This window comes from Salipiger marinus (assembly GCF_035481585.1).
In the GTDB taxonomy this organism is placed as follows: Bacteria; Pseudomonadota; Alphaproteobacteria; order Rhodobacterales; family Rhodobacteraceae; genus Salipiger; species Salipiger marinus.
Genome location: NZ_JAYKSL010000001.1, coordinates 227,397 through 240,899 on the forward strand (window position 1 = coordinate 227,397; position 13,503 = coordinate 240,899).

The following is a 13,503-nucleotide window of genomic DNA, read 5'->3' on the forward strand; positions in this document are numbered from 1 at the left end:
GGGCGCAATGCCCGGCCCTGTCGTTTACATCGCGGCGAGCAGCGATTCGCCTGCGGACACCTCGCAGGTGCCGGGGCTTTCCTCGGCATGAACCAGCGTCACCTTGCCGTCTTCGACCAGCATCGCATAGCGCTTGGACCGGGCGTAAAGCCCGGCGGGCGGTGCCGTGAACTCCATGCCGATGGCGGTGGTGAAGCTGCTGTCGGGATCGCCCAGCATGGTCAGACCGGCCTCGGTGGCGCCGGTCGCCTCGCCCCATGCTTTCATCACGAAGGGATCGTTGACCGACAGGCAGATGATTTCATCCACGCCCTTCTCGTCAAACCCGGCCTTGGTGCGGATGAAGCTCGGGACATGCGCCGAGGAACAGGTGGGGGTATAGGCGCCGGGCACGGCAAAGATCACGACCTTGCGTCCCTTGACCAGATCGCCAAGCGCCACCTGTTCGGGGCCGGATGCGCCAAGTTTCACCAGCGAAACATCGGGCAGCGTATCACCTGCGGCTAGGGCCATGCGGGTCTCTCCATCAATTGCGTTTCCGTGCGTCGGGGATATAGGCTGCGCGCGATCTTGGCAAAAGTTATCGGGGGCAGGCATGGGCGATATCGTGGTGATCGGGGCGGGGCAGGCAGCGGCCTCTCTGGTGGCACGGCTGCGGGGCAAGGGCCACGAGGGCGCGATCACCGTGATTGGCGCCGAAGCCGAGCCACCCTATCAGCGCCCGCCGCTGTCCAAGGCCTATCTGCTGGGCGAGATGGACAAGGACCGGCTGTTCCTGCGCCCGCGCAGCTTTTACGACGACCAGCGCATCACCCTGCTGCTGGGGGAGCCTGCCGTTTCCGTGGACACCACCGCGCGCCATGTGATCGCGGCAGGGCGCGAGATTGCCTATGACGATCTGGTGTTCTGCACCGGATCCACGCCCCGCACCCTGCCCGAGGCCATCGGCGGCAGGCTGGAGGGGGTCTGCGTGGTGCGCGGCATCGCCGATGTGGACGCGATGCGGCCCCGCTTCACCCCCGGCGCACGGGTGCTGATCGTGGGCGGCGGCTATATCGGGCTGGAGGCGGCGGCGGTCGCGGCCAAGCTGGGGCTAAAGGTGACGCTGGTGGAAATGGCCGACCGCATCCTGCAGCGCGTCGCCGCCCCGCAGACCTCGGACTGGTTCCGCGCCCTGCATGCCGCGCATGGCGTCGATCTGCGCGAAGGCGTGGGGCTGGGCCGCCTGACCGGCAGCGACGGCCGCGTGACGGCGGCGGATCTGACCGATGGCAGCACCCTGCCGGTTGATTTCGTCATCGTGGGCGTGGGCATCCTGCCGGAAACCGCGCTGGCCGAAGCCTCTGGCATTGCCATCGAAAACGGCATCCGCACCGACGAGATGGGCCGCACCTCCGCCCCGCATGTCTGGGCGGCGGGCGACTGCGCGTCATTCCCGCATGAGGGGCGGCAGATGCGGCTGGAAAGCGTGGGCAATGCCATCGATCAGGCCGAGGCGGTGGCCGACAACCTGATGGGGGCCGCAGCCCCTTATGTGCCCAAACCGTGGTTCTGGTCGGACCAGTATGACGTGAAGCTGCAGATCGCCGGGCTCAACACCGGTTACGATCAGGTGGTGGTGCGCGCGGGCGGCGATGGCCCGGTGTCGCACTGGTATTACCGTGCGGGGCAGCTGATCGCGCTGGACGCGATGAACGATCCCCGCGCCTTCATGGTGGGCAAGCGGCTGATCGAGGCGGGCAAGAGCGCCGATCCGGCGGTGGTGGGCGATGCGGGCGCCGACCTCAAGGCGCTGCTGCGCGCGTGAGGATCATCGCCGGAGACTGGCGCGGTCGCGCGCTGAGCGCCGTGGGCAAGGGCGATCCGGGCGCGCATCTGCGCCCCACCACCGACCGCGTGCGCGAAAGCCTGTTCAACATGCTGGGCGGCGGGCGGTTTGGCGCGCCGTTTGACGGGGCGCGGGTGCTGGATCTGTTTGCAGGCACCGGCGCGCTGGGGCTGGAGGCGCTGTCGCGCGGCGCGGACCATGCCACCTTTGTCGATGATGGCCGGGTGGCGCAGCGGCTTCTGCGCGACAATATCCGCCTGCTGGGCTGCGCCGACCGGGCCGTGGTGCTGGGCACCTCCGCCCTGCGCCTGCCCGCCGCACCGCAGCCCGCCACGCTGGTCTTTCTGGATCCGCCCTATGACAAGGGCTTCGGCGCCCGCGCGCTCGCGGCGGCGCAGGCGGGCGGCTGGCTTGCCCCCGAGGCGCTGATCGTCTGGGAGGAACGGCTGCCGCAGGACGCGCCGGAGGGGTTTGCCCTGCTCGACAGCCGCCGCTATGGCGACAGCACGGTGACCCTGCTGCGCGCGCCCTGACCGGGCGGTTTTGCTGGCAATCCGGGGCTGGGGCAGTATTCTTTCATTCAAAGCCGTGAATGGGAGGATACCATGACCATCTTCAGACCGAACCGCCGCCAGATGCTCGCCATGGCCGCCAGTGCCCCGGCGCTGAGCCTGCCCGTGGCCGCCCCCGCCGATCTGGGCGGACCCGCCACCGGCAACCCTGCGCATTTCTCCTTCACGCTGGGCGAGGCGAAGCTGACGGTGATTTCGGACGGCGCACTGGTGCTGCCCGCCAGCGGGCTGGGGGTCAATGCCGACCCCGAGGAGGTGAAGGCCTTTCTCGAAAGCTACTTCCAGTCGCCCGAGACGCATTATTCCCACACCAACCACCTGCTGATCGAGACGGGCGAGGCGAAGGTGCTGGTCGATGTCGGATCCGGCAACCGCTTTCTGGACACGGCGGGGCGGCTGATGGCCAATCTGGAGGCGGCGGGGGTGGATCCCGCCAGCATCACCCATGTGGTCATCACCCATGCCCATCCCGACCACGTCTGGGGCATCCGCGACGATTTCGACGAGGCGATCCTGCCCGACGCGCAGTATTTCATCGGCCGGGCCGAGCATGAGTTCTGGATGCAGGACGGGCTTGCCACCACCGTGCCCGCAGAAATGCAGCAGTTCGTGGTGGGCGCGCAGAATTCGCTGCAGGTCGAGGGCGCCGACTGGACGCTGCTGGACGACGGGCAGGAGGTGGCGCCGGGCGTGCGGGTCATCGCCTCTCCGGGGCATACGCCGGGCCACATGTCGGTGGTGGTGGAGTCCGGCGGCCAGCAGCTGATCGCGCTGGGGGATGTGATGACGCATATCCACACCAATTTTGTCCATCCCGACTGGTTCAACGGCTTCGACATGGACGGCGCGCAGACCGTGGCGACCCGCCGCCGGATCCTCGACATGGCCGCCACCGACCGCATCGCGGTGCTGGGCTATCACTTCCCCTTCCCCGGCGTCGGCCATGTCCGGCGCGAGGGCGAGGCCTACAGCTTTGTGCCCGCGCTCTGGCAGTGGGGCTGAGCTTGGGGCGCAGGGGGGCATGCCCTCTGCGCCACAGCCCGCCCGGGGCACCCGCACAGACCCTTGTCCCGCCGCGCTGCCGTTCCTATAACCGCGGCAACCTGCCGGGAGCCCGTCCATGCGTTTCGACCAGCGCCACCTTCTGGGCATCGAGCCCCTCCGTGCCGACGAGATCACCACGCTTCTCGATCTGGCGGATCAGTATGTCACCCTGTCGCGGCGGCGGGAGAAACATTCCAGCCTGCTGTCGGGGCTGACCCAGATCAACATGTTCTTCGAAAACTCCACCCGCACCCAGTCCAGTTTCGAACTGGCGGGCAAGCGGCTGGGGGCCGACGTGATGAACATGTCGATGCAGGCCAGCTCCATCAAGAAGGGCGAGACGCTGATCGACACGGCGCTGACCCTGAACGCGATGCACCCCGATCTGCTGGTGGTGCGGCATCCGCAGTCGGGCGCCGTGGATCTGCTGGCGCAGAAGGTGCATTGCGCCGTCATCAACGCGGGCGACGGGCGGCACGAACACCCGACGCAGGCGCTGCTGGACGCGCTGACCATCCGCCGCGCCAAGGGACGGCTGCACCGGCTCAACATCGCCATCTGCGGCGACATCGCCCATAGCCGCGTCGCCCGGTCCAACCTGCTGCTGCTGCACAAGATGGAAAACCGCATCCGTCTGGTCGGCCCCGCCACGCTGATGCCCGCAGGCATCGACGCCTTCGGGGTCGAGGTCTATGACAACATGGAAGAGGGCCTGCGCGACGTCGACGTGGTGATGATGCTGCGCCTGCAGAAGGAACGGATGGACGGCGGCTTCATCCCGTCCGAGCGCGAATATTATCACCGCTGGGGGCTGGATGCCGAAAAGCTGGCCCATGCCAAGCCCGACGCCATCGTGATGCATCCCGGCCCGATGAACCGCGGCGTGGAGATCGACGGCACCATCGCCGATGACATCAACCGCTCGGTCATTCAGGAACAGGTGGAAATGGGCGTGGCGGTGCGCATGGCGGCGATGGACCTGCTGGCGCGCAACCTGCGGGCCCGCCCGACGGAGCTGTCGGCATGACCCGGATGCAGATCAACGGATCGGAAACCGGCGTGGTCCGGGTGTTCCATCTGGATCTGCCCCCCGAAGCCGTGGAGCGGTTCACCACCGAAGCGGGCACCGGCGAATGGCCGCTGCGCTACGCGCTTGGCGCGCGCCACCTGCGGCCCGCCTTTGTCGATGTGGTGGCGATCCGCGATCTGGGCGACATGCCGCTCTCTGCCTATCTGGCGCAGGCCCATGCCGTGAAGGGCGAGGAGGCGCGGCAGATGCGGCCTCGGCTGGATGCGCTTGCCGGCCATGTGGTGATCCTGCCCAGTCAGGCCTTCGACCACGAGGCGCAGGATCTGACCATCGCCGCCCCGCTGCGCTGGATCGCCACCTTCGCCGAAGAAGCCGCCCGCCCGCGCGGCCCCGCGCTGCGCAGCGCCTCTGCCTTGGGCAGCACGTCGGGCGCCCCCGGTGCCGCCGCGCCGCGCAGCCGGGTGCTGCTGCTGGTTCTGGCGGGTCTGGCAGCGCTAGTGCTGGCCGGGCTTTACGTCGTTCTGGCGCGCTGACCATGATCCGCCCTGCCTCCCAACCGTCCGGAGCCCCGCGATGACCCGAACCCTGCTGACCCATGCCCGCCTGATCGACCCCGAGGCGGGCACGGTCGCCCCCGGCGCGCTGCTGCTGGAGGGCGGGGAGATCCGCGCCGTACTGGCCGATCCCGCCGGGACCGAGGCGCGCGACGGCGCCGAGGTGACCGACTGCCGCAACGCCTTTCTGGCGCCCGGCATCGTGGATCTGGGCGTGAAGGTCGGCGAGCCGGGCGAGCGCCACAAGGAAAGCTTCAAGACCGCCGGGCTGGCCGCTGCGGCGGGCGGGGTGACCACCATCGTCACCCGCCCCGACACCAGCCCCGCCATCGACACGCCCGAGGTGCTGGAATTCATCCGCCGCCGCGCCAACGAGGTGGCGCCGGTGCGGGTGCTGCCCATGGCCGCGCTGACCAAGGGCCGCGAAGGCCGCGAGATGACCGAGCTGGGCTTCCTGCTGGATGCGGGGGCCGTGGGCTTTACCGACTGCGATCATGTGGTCACCGACACCAAGGTGCTGTCGCGCGCGCTGACCTATGCCCGGTCGCTGGGGGCGCTGGTGATGTGCCATCCGCAGGATCCGGGCCTGTCCGCCGGGGCTTCGGCCAGTTCGGGCAAGTTCGCCTCGCTGCGCGGCCTGCCTGCGGTCAGCCCGATGGCGGAACGCATGGGGCTCGACCGGGATCTTGCGCTGGTCGAGATGACCGGCGTGCGCTACCACGCCGACCAGATCACCACCTCCCGCGCCCTGCCCGCGCTGGAGCGGGCCAAGCGCAACGGCTTTGACGTGACGGCGGGCACCTCCATGCACCATCTGACGCTGAACGAGATGGACGTGGCCGATTACCGCACCTTCTTCAAGGTCAAGCCGCCGCTGCGCTCCGAAGACGACCGGCAGGCGGTGATCGAGGCCGTGCGCAGCGGGCTGATCGACGTGATCGGCAGCTTCCACACCCCGCAGGACGAGGAATCCAAACGCCTGCCCTTCGAGGCCGCCGCCGCAGGCGCCGTCGGGCTGGAAACGATGCTGCCGGTGCTGCTGCGGCTTTACCATTCCGGCGAACTGGATCTGCCGACGCTGTTCCGCGCCCTGTCGCTGAACCCGGCAAAACGGCTGGGCCTGCCCTGCGGGCGGCTGGCGGCGGGCGCCCCCGCCGATCTGGTGCTGTTCGACGCCGACAAGCCTTTCATCCTCGACCGGTTCAAGCTGCAGTCCAAGTCCAAGAACACCCCGTTCGATGGCGCGCGGCTGCAGGGCAAGGTTCTGCAGACCCTTGTCGCGGGCCGGTCCGTTTACCGGAGTGCCTGAGATGTTGCCCGAAATCGTCACCTCCGCCCCCATGCTGGCCGTCTGGGCCGTGCTGGGCTATCTTCTGGGCTCCATCCCGTTCGGGGTGGTGCTGACGCAGGCGCTGAATCTGGGCGATCTGCGCAAGATCGGATCCGGCAATATCGGCGCCACCAACGTGCTGCGCACCGGCAACAAGGCGGCGGCGGCGGCGACCCTGATCCTTGACGGGGCCAAGGGCGCCGTGGCGGTGCTGCTGGCGCGCTGGCTGGCGGCAGAGGATGCGGCGCAGCTGGCGGGCTTCACCGCCTTTCTGGGCCACTGCTTCCCGGTCTGGCTGCGCTTTCACGGCGGCAAGGGCGTCGCCACCTTCCTTGGCCTGATGCTGGCGCTTTACTGGCCGGTGGGGCTGGTCAGCTGCGCCACATGGCTTGCCGCCGCCGCTTTGTCGCGCATTTCCTCGGTGGGCGCGCTGGTGGCGGCGCTGCTCTCCACCGCGTGGATGCTGCTGTTTGGCCGGATCGAGATGACGGCGCTGTGCCTTGCGCTGACGCTGCTGATCTTCTGGCGGCACCGCGCCAATCTGGACCGGCTCCGTGCGGGCACGGAGCCGAAGATCGGCAAGAAGACCTAAAGCTTGCCGGACAGGTGCAGGTCCAGATCCTCCAGCCGGTCCTGCCCCCAGAACGGCGTGCCGTCGGCGGTGATGTAGAAGGGCGCGCCGAACACGCCGCGCGACACCGCTTCTTCAAGGTTGGCGGCATAGGTTTCCGCCCCGGCCAGCAGGCCGCGATCGGCCAGCGCCGGATCGAATCCCGCCCGGTCCAGACAGTCGCGGATCACGTCATCCTCGGCCACGTTGCGTTCTTCGGCCCAGCAGGCGCGCAGGATGTTCTGCACCAGCGCCCCCACATCGCCGCCGCCCGCGTTCTGCGCCGCGATCACCGCATAGGCGGAAGGCGCCGGGTTGGTGGGCCAGTGCGCGGGCTTCACGTTGATCGGCAGCCCCAGCTTATTCGCCTGCCGCGCCAGATCGACCAGCCGGTAGGCCTGACGGCTGGGATGGCGGTCCTTGGGGGGCAGCCCGCCGGTGCGCGGGAACAGCGACATGGCATCCAGCGGCTTGTAGGTCACCGTGGCGCCGTGCCGGGCGGCGATCTGCTCCAGCCGGTCCCCCGCCAGATAGGTGTAGAGCGAGGTGGTGGCAAAAAAGTAGTCGATTTGTGCCATGGTCTTCGATCCTTCCGGCATGAGCTTTGCCCCACGCTATCCGCGTGTTAAGGGCACCGCAACGTCACGAATCTGTCATTCGCACTGCCGGAGCGTCCTCCCCCATGCCCACCGTCATCGAACCCAAGCTCATCGCGGGTAATGCTAACCGTCCTCTGGCCAAGGCCATCGCCCGCCGCATGTCGCTTTATCGCGGCATGTCGGTCGGTCTGGTCGATGCCCGGGTCGAACGCTTCAACGATCAGGAGATCTTTGTCGAGGTTTACGAAAACGTCCGCGGCGAGGACATGTACATCCTCCAGCCGACCTCGAACCCGGCCAATGACAACCTGATGGAACTGCTCATCATGGCCGATGCGCTGCGCCGGTCCTCGGCCTCGCGCATCACCGCCGTGATCCCCTATTTCGGCTATGCCCGTCAGGACCGCCGCACCAAGGCGCGCACGCCGATCACCGCCAAGCTGGTGGCGAACATGATCCACGAGGCAGGGATCGAACGGGTGCTGACCATGGATCTGCACGCCGCGCAGATTCAGGGCTTCTTCGACATCCCGGTGGACAACCTTTACGCCTCGCCGATCTTCGCGCTGGATATCCTCAAGCAGTTCAAGGGCCACGAGGACGAGGTGATGGTGGTGTCGCCCGATGTGGGCGGCGTGGCCCGCGCCCGCGAACTGGCCAAGCGCATCAACGCGCCGCTGGCCATCGTCGACAAGCGCCGCGAAAAGGCTGGCGAGATCGCCGAAATGACCGTGATCGGCGAAGTCACCGGCAAGCGCTGCATCATCGTGGATGACATCTGCGACACCGCCGGCACGCTGTGCAAAGCCGCCGAGGTGCTGATGGATCACGGCGCGACCGAGGTGCACGCCTATATCACCCATGGCGTGCTGTCCGGCCCGGCGGTGGAGCGGGTGAGGAATTCGGTGATGAAATCGCTGGTCATCACCGACAGCATCGCCGCCACCGAGGATGTGGCGACCGCGGCCAATATCCGGGTGCTGCCCACCGCGCCGATCTTTGCGCAGGCGATCCTGAACATCTGGAACGGCACCTCGGTGTCGTCGCTGTTCGAGGCGGATGTGCTGGGCCCGATCTACGAAGGCATTCTCTGATCCTGCGCCGGGGGGGCGCGCGGCGCCCCGCCTGCCCCTAGACCTGCCAGTCGTCGTCGCTGCCGATCTCTCCGATGGCGAGCCATGTCATCCGCGCCCGCGCCACGCGCGTGTCCGACCATGTGCGAAAGACCAGATCAAAGCCCTGTTCGGTGACATTCTCCGCCAGCAGATCGGCACGCAGATTGGCGCCGTGATCCACATCCCAGAGCGAGACCGCCACCTGCACCACCGGCGGCTGGCGGTAGGGTTCGGAAAAGGTGACGGGCTTGCGCCGTTCCCTTGGCCCGGATCCGGTCCACATGTCGCCGCCGGTTGCAAAATCGGAAAACAGATCCTCGGTGCCCTGATCGATGCCGATCACGCTGGCCCTTATCCTGCGCATGCGGCCTCTCCCCCCGTGTCGCGTCGCGCGGCATCTTCGGCAAAGCCCGCGCAAAAGGAAACCGCCGAATCCGCGCGCCCCGCAAGAGAAAACCGCCGCGGCATCACCGCGACGGCCCGTCCTGCGCCTGCCGGGGGGACAAGGCTCAGGCCGGTTCCAGATGACCCTCCGGCACGGCGGCGCCGGTCATGTAGGCCACGGCATCGGACATGCTGTGCGCCTTGGGGTCAATGACACAGAGCCGCTTGCCCAGCCGGTGAATGTGGATGCGGTCCGCCACCTCGAACACATGCGGCATGTTGTGCGAGATCAGGATGATCGGGATGCCCCGCGACCGCACCGACTGGATCAGTTCCAGCACGCGGCGGCTTTCCTTGACCCCCAGTGCTGCGGTGGGTTCGTCAAGGATCACCACGCGCGACCCGAAGGCCGCCGCCCGCGCCACCGCCACCCCCTGACGCTGGCCCCCGGACAGGGTTTCCACCGTCTGGTTGATGTTCTGGATGGTCATCAGCCCCAGTTCGGCCAGCTTTTCGCGGGAAAAATCCTCCATCCGCTTGCGGTCAAGCTTGCGGAACAGCTTGCCCATCACGCCGGGCATCCGCAGTTCGCGGCCCATGAACATGTTGTCGGCGATGGACAGCGCGGGCGACATGGCCAGCGTCTGATACACCGTCTCGATGCCCTGCGCCCGGGCATCGTTGGGCGAGGTGAAGGCGACGGGCTTGCCATCCAGCAGGATTTCGCCGCCATCCGGGATCACCGCGCCGGACAGTGCCTTGATCAGCGTCGACTTGCCCGCGCCATTGTCCCCGATCACGGCCAGAATTTCGCCCGGACGCAGGTCGAAATCGCAATGATCAAGCGCAGTCACCTTGCCGTAGCGCTTGACCAGCCCGCGGGCTTCAAGAACCGGAGTCGTCATGCCGTCACCTTTCTGATCCACTGGTCCACGGTCACGGCGGCGATGATCAGCACACCGATCAGCAGATAGGTCCATTGCGGGTCCGCCCCGGCCATGCGCAGGCCCAGTTCGAACACGCCCACGATCAGCGCGCCGAAAAACGCCCCCACGATCGACCCGCGCCCGCCAAAGAGCGAGATGCCCCCGATCACCACGGCGGTGATGGCCTGAATGTTGCCGATGACGCCGGTGGTGGCCGAGGGAGAGACGGAGCCGAAGCGCCCGATCATCACCCAGCCCGCCAGCCCGCAGATGAAACCCACGACCATATAGACCGACATCAGCGTCTTGTGGCGGTCAACCCCGGCCAGCTGCGCGGCTTCGGGATCGTCGCCCACGGCATAGACATGGCGGCCCCATGCGGTCGACCGCAGCACATAGGCCAGCACCAGCACCACCAGCAGCATCAGCACCACACCCAGCGTGAACACCGCCCCGCCAAGGGTGAACTTGGTGCCAAGGAACTGCAGGAAGGGCGCGCTGGTCTCGATGTCCTGAGCGCGGATGGTCTCGTTCGCGGAATAGAGGTAATTCACCGCCAGCACGATCTGCCACATGCCCAGCGTCACGATGAAGGGCGGCAGACGCAGGCGGCTGACCAGCCAGCCATTGGCCGCCCCGATGGCGGTGCCGCAGGCAAGGCCGATGGGCACGGCCAGACCGGCGGGCACGCCATAGCGAAAGCTGACCTGCCCCATGATGACCGAACACAGCACCGCGATGGCCCCCACCGACAGGTCGATGCCTGCGGTCAGGATGATCAGCGCCTGCGCGGCGGCCAGCACCCCCACGATCTGCACCTGCTGCAGGATCAGCGTCAGCGCGAAGGGCGAAAAGAATTTCGACCCCAGCACAAGGCCGAAGATGATGCAGGCCGCCAGCAGCACGATCAGCGGCACCAGCGCGGGCGTGCTGTGCAGCGCGTCGTGGAAGCGGGACCAGACGCTCTTCTTGCCCCGGTCGAATTCGGCAAATTTTTCGGCGTTGCGCGTGCGCACAACGTCTTCGTATCTGTCAGAGCTGGCCATGTGGCGCCTCCCCCCTATCGGGCATGCGCCCTGAACGCAGGGCACATGCGGTCCGTCTGTTCAGGATTGCCAGAACGGCCCGCCCCGGCAGGGGCGGGCCAGAGCGGGGATCACCCCCAGCAGAGTTTCTGGCCTTCTTCGACCGAAATCGACTCCACGCCGTCCACCGGCTCGTCGGTCACCAGCGTCACGCCGGTGTCGAAGAAGTTCTTGCCCTCGGTCGCTTCGGGCTTGGTGCCGTCCTTGGCGAAGGCGGCGATCGCCTCGATGCCCTTGGAGGCCATCAGCAGCGGATACTGCTGCGAGGTGGCGCCGATCACGCCATCGGCCACGTTCTGCACACCCGGGCAGCCGCCATCCACCGACACGATCAGCACGTCATTTTCGCGCCCGATCGCCTTCAGCGCCTCATAGGCGCCCGCAGCGGCGGGTTCGTTGATGGTGTAGACCACGTTGATCATCGGATCGCTGGCCAGAAGGTTCTCCATCGCCTTGCGGCCACCTTCTTCGTTGCCCTGGGTCACGTCATGGCCCACCACGCGCGGATCGGTCTCATCGCCCCAGCGGTTGGGATCGCCCAGATCGATGCCGAAGCCCTGCAGGAAGCCCTGATCGCGCAGCACGCCCACGGTGGGCTGGCTGACATCCAGATCCAGCATGGCGATCTTGGCATCCGCCGCGGCATCGCCCAGCTTGGCCAGCGTCCATTTGCCGATCAGCTCCCCGGCAAGGAAGTTGTCGGTGGCAAAGGTCATGTCGGCGGCGTCGATGGGATCAAGCGGCGTGTCCAGCGCGATGACAAGAATGCCCGCGTCGCGCGCCTGCTGCACGACCGGCACGATGGCCGAGGTGCTGGACGCGGTGATCAGGATGCCCTTGGCGCCGTTGGCGATGCAGGTTTCAATCGCGGCCACCTGCGTTTCGTTGTCGCCATCGACCTTGCCGGCATAGCTGTTCAGCGTGATGCCCAGCTCCTTGGCCTTGGCTTCGGCGCCTTCGCGCATCTTCACGAAGAACGGGTTGGTGTCCGTCTTGGTGATGATGCAGGCCGACACGTCCTGCGCGGCGGCGGCGCCTGCGGTGGCGGCAAGCGCAATTGCACTGATGGAAAGCAGTTTCTTCATGGTATCCTCCCGATGGTCGGGCAGCGGGCCGGGCCGCGCTACCCTCTCTCCGTCCTCCAACGGATCGCTGCCTAGATAGGCCTGATTCCCGGCTTCGGTCAATAAATAAATCCACTTGATTTATTAACCCACCGCCGTAGGGTCCGGCTCAGGGAGGACCGGAGAGATGGATGCAGGAGAGATCCGCAAGCTGAGCGACGGTGCGAACCAGTCCGGCGTGCGGGCCCATAACGAACGACTGATCCTGTCGGTGATCCAGCGCCATGGCGAGATGCCGGGCAGCGACATCGCCAAGCTGACCGGACTGTCGGCACAGACCGTGTCCAACATCCTGCGCAAGCTGGAGGCCGAGCAGTTCGTGCTGCGCCGTGCGCCGAAACGCGGGCGGGTGGGCAAACCTTCGGTGCCGATGACGCTGAACCCCGATGGCGCGCTGTCCTTCGGGCTGAAGATCGGGCGGCGCTCGGCGGATCTGGTGGTGATGAACCTCGCAGGCGAAGTGCTGGGCGCCAGCCAGACCACCTTCCGCTATCCCATGCCGGGCGAGGTGTTCGGCTATCTGGCCGATGGCATGGCCGATCTGGCCCGCGATCTTGATCCGGGCCAGCGGGACCGGCTCTGCGGCATCGGCATCGCCGCACCCTCCGAGATCTGGGCATGGACCGAGGTGCTGGGCGCGCCGGAGGATTTCACCGTCTGGCGCGAGATCGACGTGGCGCAGGAGGTGGCGCGGATCAGCCCGCTGCCGCTTTTTACCGAAAACGACGCCACCGCCGCCTGCCGCGCCGAACATGTGTTTGGCCGGGGCCGGGAATATGTGGATTACGCCTATTTCTTCATTGGATCCTTCATCGGCGGCGGCGTCGTGCTGAACTCCAGCGTGGTGGTGGGCGGCAAAAAGAACGCGGGTGCCTTCGGCTCGCTGCGGGTCTGCCAGCCGGGGGGCGAGGTGCCGCTGCTGGATGCTGCCTCGCTTTATCTGCTGGAATCGGCCCTGACCGGGACCGGGCGCGACACCACGGCGCTGTGGCAGATGCCGCAGGTCTGGCACGGGTTCGAACCGGAACTGAGCGGGTGGATCGCCACCACGGGCCGGGCGCTGGCCAATGCCACGCGCAGCATCGGATCGGTGATGGATTTCGAGGCGATCCTGATCGACGGCGCCTTTCCCGCCGACGTGCGGCACCGGCTGGTCGATGCCACACGCGCCGAACTTTCGCGGCTCGACACGCGGGGCCTGCTGCCGCCCCGCCCCGAAGCCGCGCAGGTCGGCGGCAATGCCCGGGCGCTGGGGGCGGCCTGCGCCCCGATCTGGGCGCAGTATTTCTTTCAGTGACCGTT

Annotated in this window: 15 protein-coding genes; 9 read left to right on the top strand and 6 right to left on the bottom strand. The window is 67.3% G+C overall.

The features are described from left to right. Positions 1-24: 24 nt before the first annotated feature. Positions 25-513 carry a peroxiredoxin gene (locus tag VK682_RS01210; RefSeq protein WP_089842454.1) on the bottom strand — a complete coding sequence of 163 codons (489 nt, stop codon included), beginning with the start codon at positions 511-513 and terminating at the stop codon, positions 25-27. Positions 514-595: 82 nt separating this feature from the next. Here VK682_RS01210 and VK682_RS01215 point away from each other — a divergent pair, with 82 nt between their 5' ends. The 7 genes from VK682_RS01215 (at position 596) to plsY (ending at position 6,950) form a co-directional block, all read left to right on the top strand. After that, positions 596-1,807: an NAD(P)/FAD-dependent oxidoreductase gene (locus VK682_RS01215; protein ID WP_324781325.1), complete on the top strand. Its 1,212-nt coding sequence runs from the start codon at positions 596-598 to the stop codon at positions 1,805-1,807. After that, positions 1,804-2,361, top strand: a complete 558-nt coding sequence (gene rsmD, locus VK682_RS01220) for a 16S rRNA (guanine(966)-N(2))-methyltransferase RsmD (protein WP_324781326.1) — start codon at positions 1,804-1,806, stop codon at positions 2,359-2,361. The genes VK682_RS01215 and rsmD overlap by 4 nt, the downstream gene beginning before the upstream one ends. Before the next feature lie 72 nt (positions 2,362-2,433). Then, complete coding sequence (locus VK682_RS01225) at positions 2,434-3,402, top strand: MBL fold metallo-hydrolase (protein ID WP_324781327.1); 969 nt, start codon at positions 2,434-2,436, stop codon at positions 3,400-3,402. Between the two features lie 118 nt (positions 3,403-3,520). Then, positions 3,521-4,471: an aspartate carbamoyltransferase catalytic subunit gene (locus VK682_RS01230; protein WP_089842466.1), complete on the top strand. Its 951-nt coding sequence runs from the start codon at positions 3,521-3,523 to the stop codon at positions 4,469-4,471. Further along, positions 4,468-5,007 carry an aspartate carbamoyltransferase catalytic subunit gene (locus VK682_RS01235; protein ID WP_089842469.1) on the top strand — a complete coding sequence of 180 codons (540 nt, stop codon included), beginning with the start codon at positions 4,468-4,470 and terminating at the stop codon, positions 5,005-5,007. Before VK682_RS01230 ends, VK682_RS01235 begins: the two co-directional genes overlap by 4 nt. Positions 5,008-5,047: 40 nt before the next feature. Next, the gene (gene pyrC, locus VK682_RS01240) at positions 5,048-6,337 is read left to right on the top strand and encodes a dihydroorotase (protein WP_230794718.1); all 1,290 of its coding nucleotides are present in this window, start codon (positions 5,048-5,050) and stop codon (positions 6,335-6,337) included. 1 nt (position 6,338) lies between these two features. Then, a complete protein-coding gene (gene plsY, locus VK682_RS01245) occupies positions 6,339-6,950 on the top strand; it encodes a glycerol-3-phosphate 1-O-acyltransferase PlsY (protein WP_089842476.1) in 612 nt (203 codons plus the stop codon). Here the strand turns inward: plsY and VK682_RS01250 are convergent. Continuing rightward, positions 6,947-7,546: a 2-hydroxychromene-2-carboxylate isomerase gene (locus tag VK682_RS01250; RefSeq protein ID WP_324781328.1), complete on the bottom strand. Its 600-nt coding sequence runs from the start codon at positions 7,544-7,546 to the stop codon at positions 6,947-6,949. The genes plsY and VK682_RS01250 overlap by 4 nt on opposite strands. Positions 7,547-7,650: 104 nt before the next feature. On the opposite strand from VK682_RS01250, the gene VK682_RS01255 reads away from it, so the two are divergent. Then, entirely contained in the window at positions 7,651-8,661 is a 1,011-nt protein-coding gene (locus tag VK682_RS01255) for a ribose-phosphate pyrophosphokinase (protein WP_230794720.1), read from the top strand. A gap of 37 nt (positions 8,662-8,698) precedes the next feature. On the opposite strand, the gene VK682_RS01260 is transcribed toward VK682_RS01255, so the two are convergent. From VK682_RS01260 to VK682_RS01275, 4 genes are all read right to left on the bottom strand, one after another. Beyond that, positions 8,699-9,046: an H-type lectin domain-containing protein gene (locus VK682_RS01260; RefSeq protein WP_230794721.1), complete on the bottom strand. Its 348-nt coding sequence runs from the start codon at positions 9,044-9,046 to the stop codon at positions 8,699-8,701. A gap of 145 nt (positions 9,047-9,191) precedes the next feature. After that, a complete protein-coding gene (locus VK682_RS01265) occupies positions 9,192-9,971 on the bottom strand; it encodes an ATP-binding cassette domain-containing protein (RefSeq protein ID WP_230794722.1) in 780 nt (259 codons plus the stop codon). Next, on the bottom strand, positions 9,968-11,038 hold the full coding sequence (locus VK682_RS01270) for an ABC transporter permease (protein WP_089842492.1): 1,071 nt from the start codon (positions 11,036-11,038) through the stop codon (positions 9,968-9,970). The genes VK682_RS01265 and VK682_RS01270 overlap by 4 nt, the downstream gene beginning before the upstream one ends. A 110-nt stretch (positions 11,039-11,148) precedes the next feature. Beyond that, the gene (locus VK682_RS01275; protein WP_089842496.1) at positions 11,149-12,162 is read right to left on the bottom strand and encodes a sugar ABC transporter substrate-binding protein; all 1,014 of its coding nucleotides are present in this window, start codon (positions 12,160-12,162) and stop codon (positions 11,149-11,151) included. A gap of 166 nt (positions 12,163-12,328) precedes the next feature. Between VK682_RS01275 and VK682_RS01280 the strand changes: the two genes are divergently transcribed. Further along, positions 12,329-13,498, top strand: a complete 1,170-nt coding sequence (locus VK682_RS01280; protein WP_324781329.1) for an ROK family transcriptional regulator — start codon at positions 12,329-12,331, stop codon at positions 13,496-13,498. The last annotated feature ends 5 nt before the right edge of the window (positions 13,499-13,503 follow it).

Bases quoted from the DNA above. Each gene is read 5' to 3' on its own strand.
- VK682_RS01215 (WP_324781325.1), top strand. From the start codon at position 596: ATGGGCGATATCGTGGTGATCGGGGCGGGGCAGGCAGCGGCCTCTCTG.
- VK682_RS01210 (WP_089842454.1), bottom strand. From the start codon at position 513: ATGGCCCTAGCCGCAGGTGATACGCTGCCCGATGTTTCGCTGGTGAAA.
- VK682_RS01255 (WP_230794720.1), top strand. From the start codon at position 7,651: ATGCCCACCGTCATCGAACCCAAGCTCATCGCGGGTAATGCTAACCGT.
- VK682_RS01265 (WP_230794722.1), bottom strand. From the start codon at position 9,971: ATGACGACTCCGGTTCTTGAAGCCCGCGGGCTGGTCAAGCGCTACGGC.
- VK682_RS01230 (WP_089842466.1), top strand. From the start codon at position 3,521: ATGCGTTTCGACCAGCGCCACCTTCTGGGCATCGAGCCCCTCCGTGCC.
- VK682_RS01270 (WP_089842492.1), bottom strand. From the start codon at position 11,038: ATGGCCAGCTCTGACAGATACGAAGACGTTGTGCGCACGCGCAACGCC.
- pyrC (WP_230794718.1), top strand. From the start codon at position 5,048: ATGACCCGAACCCTGCTGACCCATGCCCGCCTGATCGACCCCGAGGCG.
- VK682_RS01250 (WP_324781328.1), bottom strand. From the start codon at position 7,546: ATGGCACAAATCGACTACTTTTTTGCCACCACCTCGCTCTACACCTAT.
- VK682_RS01280 (WP_324781329.1), top strand. From the start codon at position 12,329: ATGGATGCAGGAGAGATCCGCAAGCTGAGCGACGGTGCGAACCAGTCC.
- VK682_RS01260 (WP_230794721.1), bottom strand. From the start codon at position 9,046: ATGCGCAGGATAAGGGCCAGCGTGATCGGCATCGATCAGGGCACCGAG.
- VK682_RS01225 (WP_324781327.1), top strand. From the start codon at position 2,434: ATGACCATCTTCAGACCGAACCGCCGCCAGATGCTCGCCATGGCCGCC.
- VK682_RS01235 (WP_089842469.1), top strand. From the start codon at position 4,468: ATGACCCGGATGCAGATCAACGGATCGGAAACCGGCGTGGTCCGGGTG.
- plsY (WP_089842476.1), top strand. From the start codon at position 6,339: ATGTTGCCCGAAATCGTCACCTCCGCCCCCATGCTGGCCGTCTGGGCC.
- VK682_RS01275 (WP_089842496.1), bottom strand. From the start codon at position 12,162: ATGAAGAAACTGCTTTCCATCAGTGCAATTGCGCTTGCCGCCACCGCA.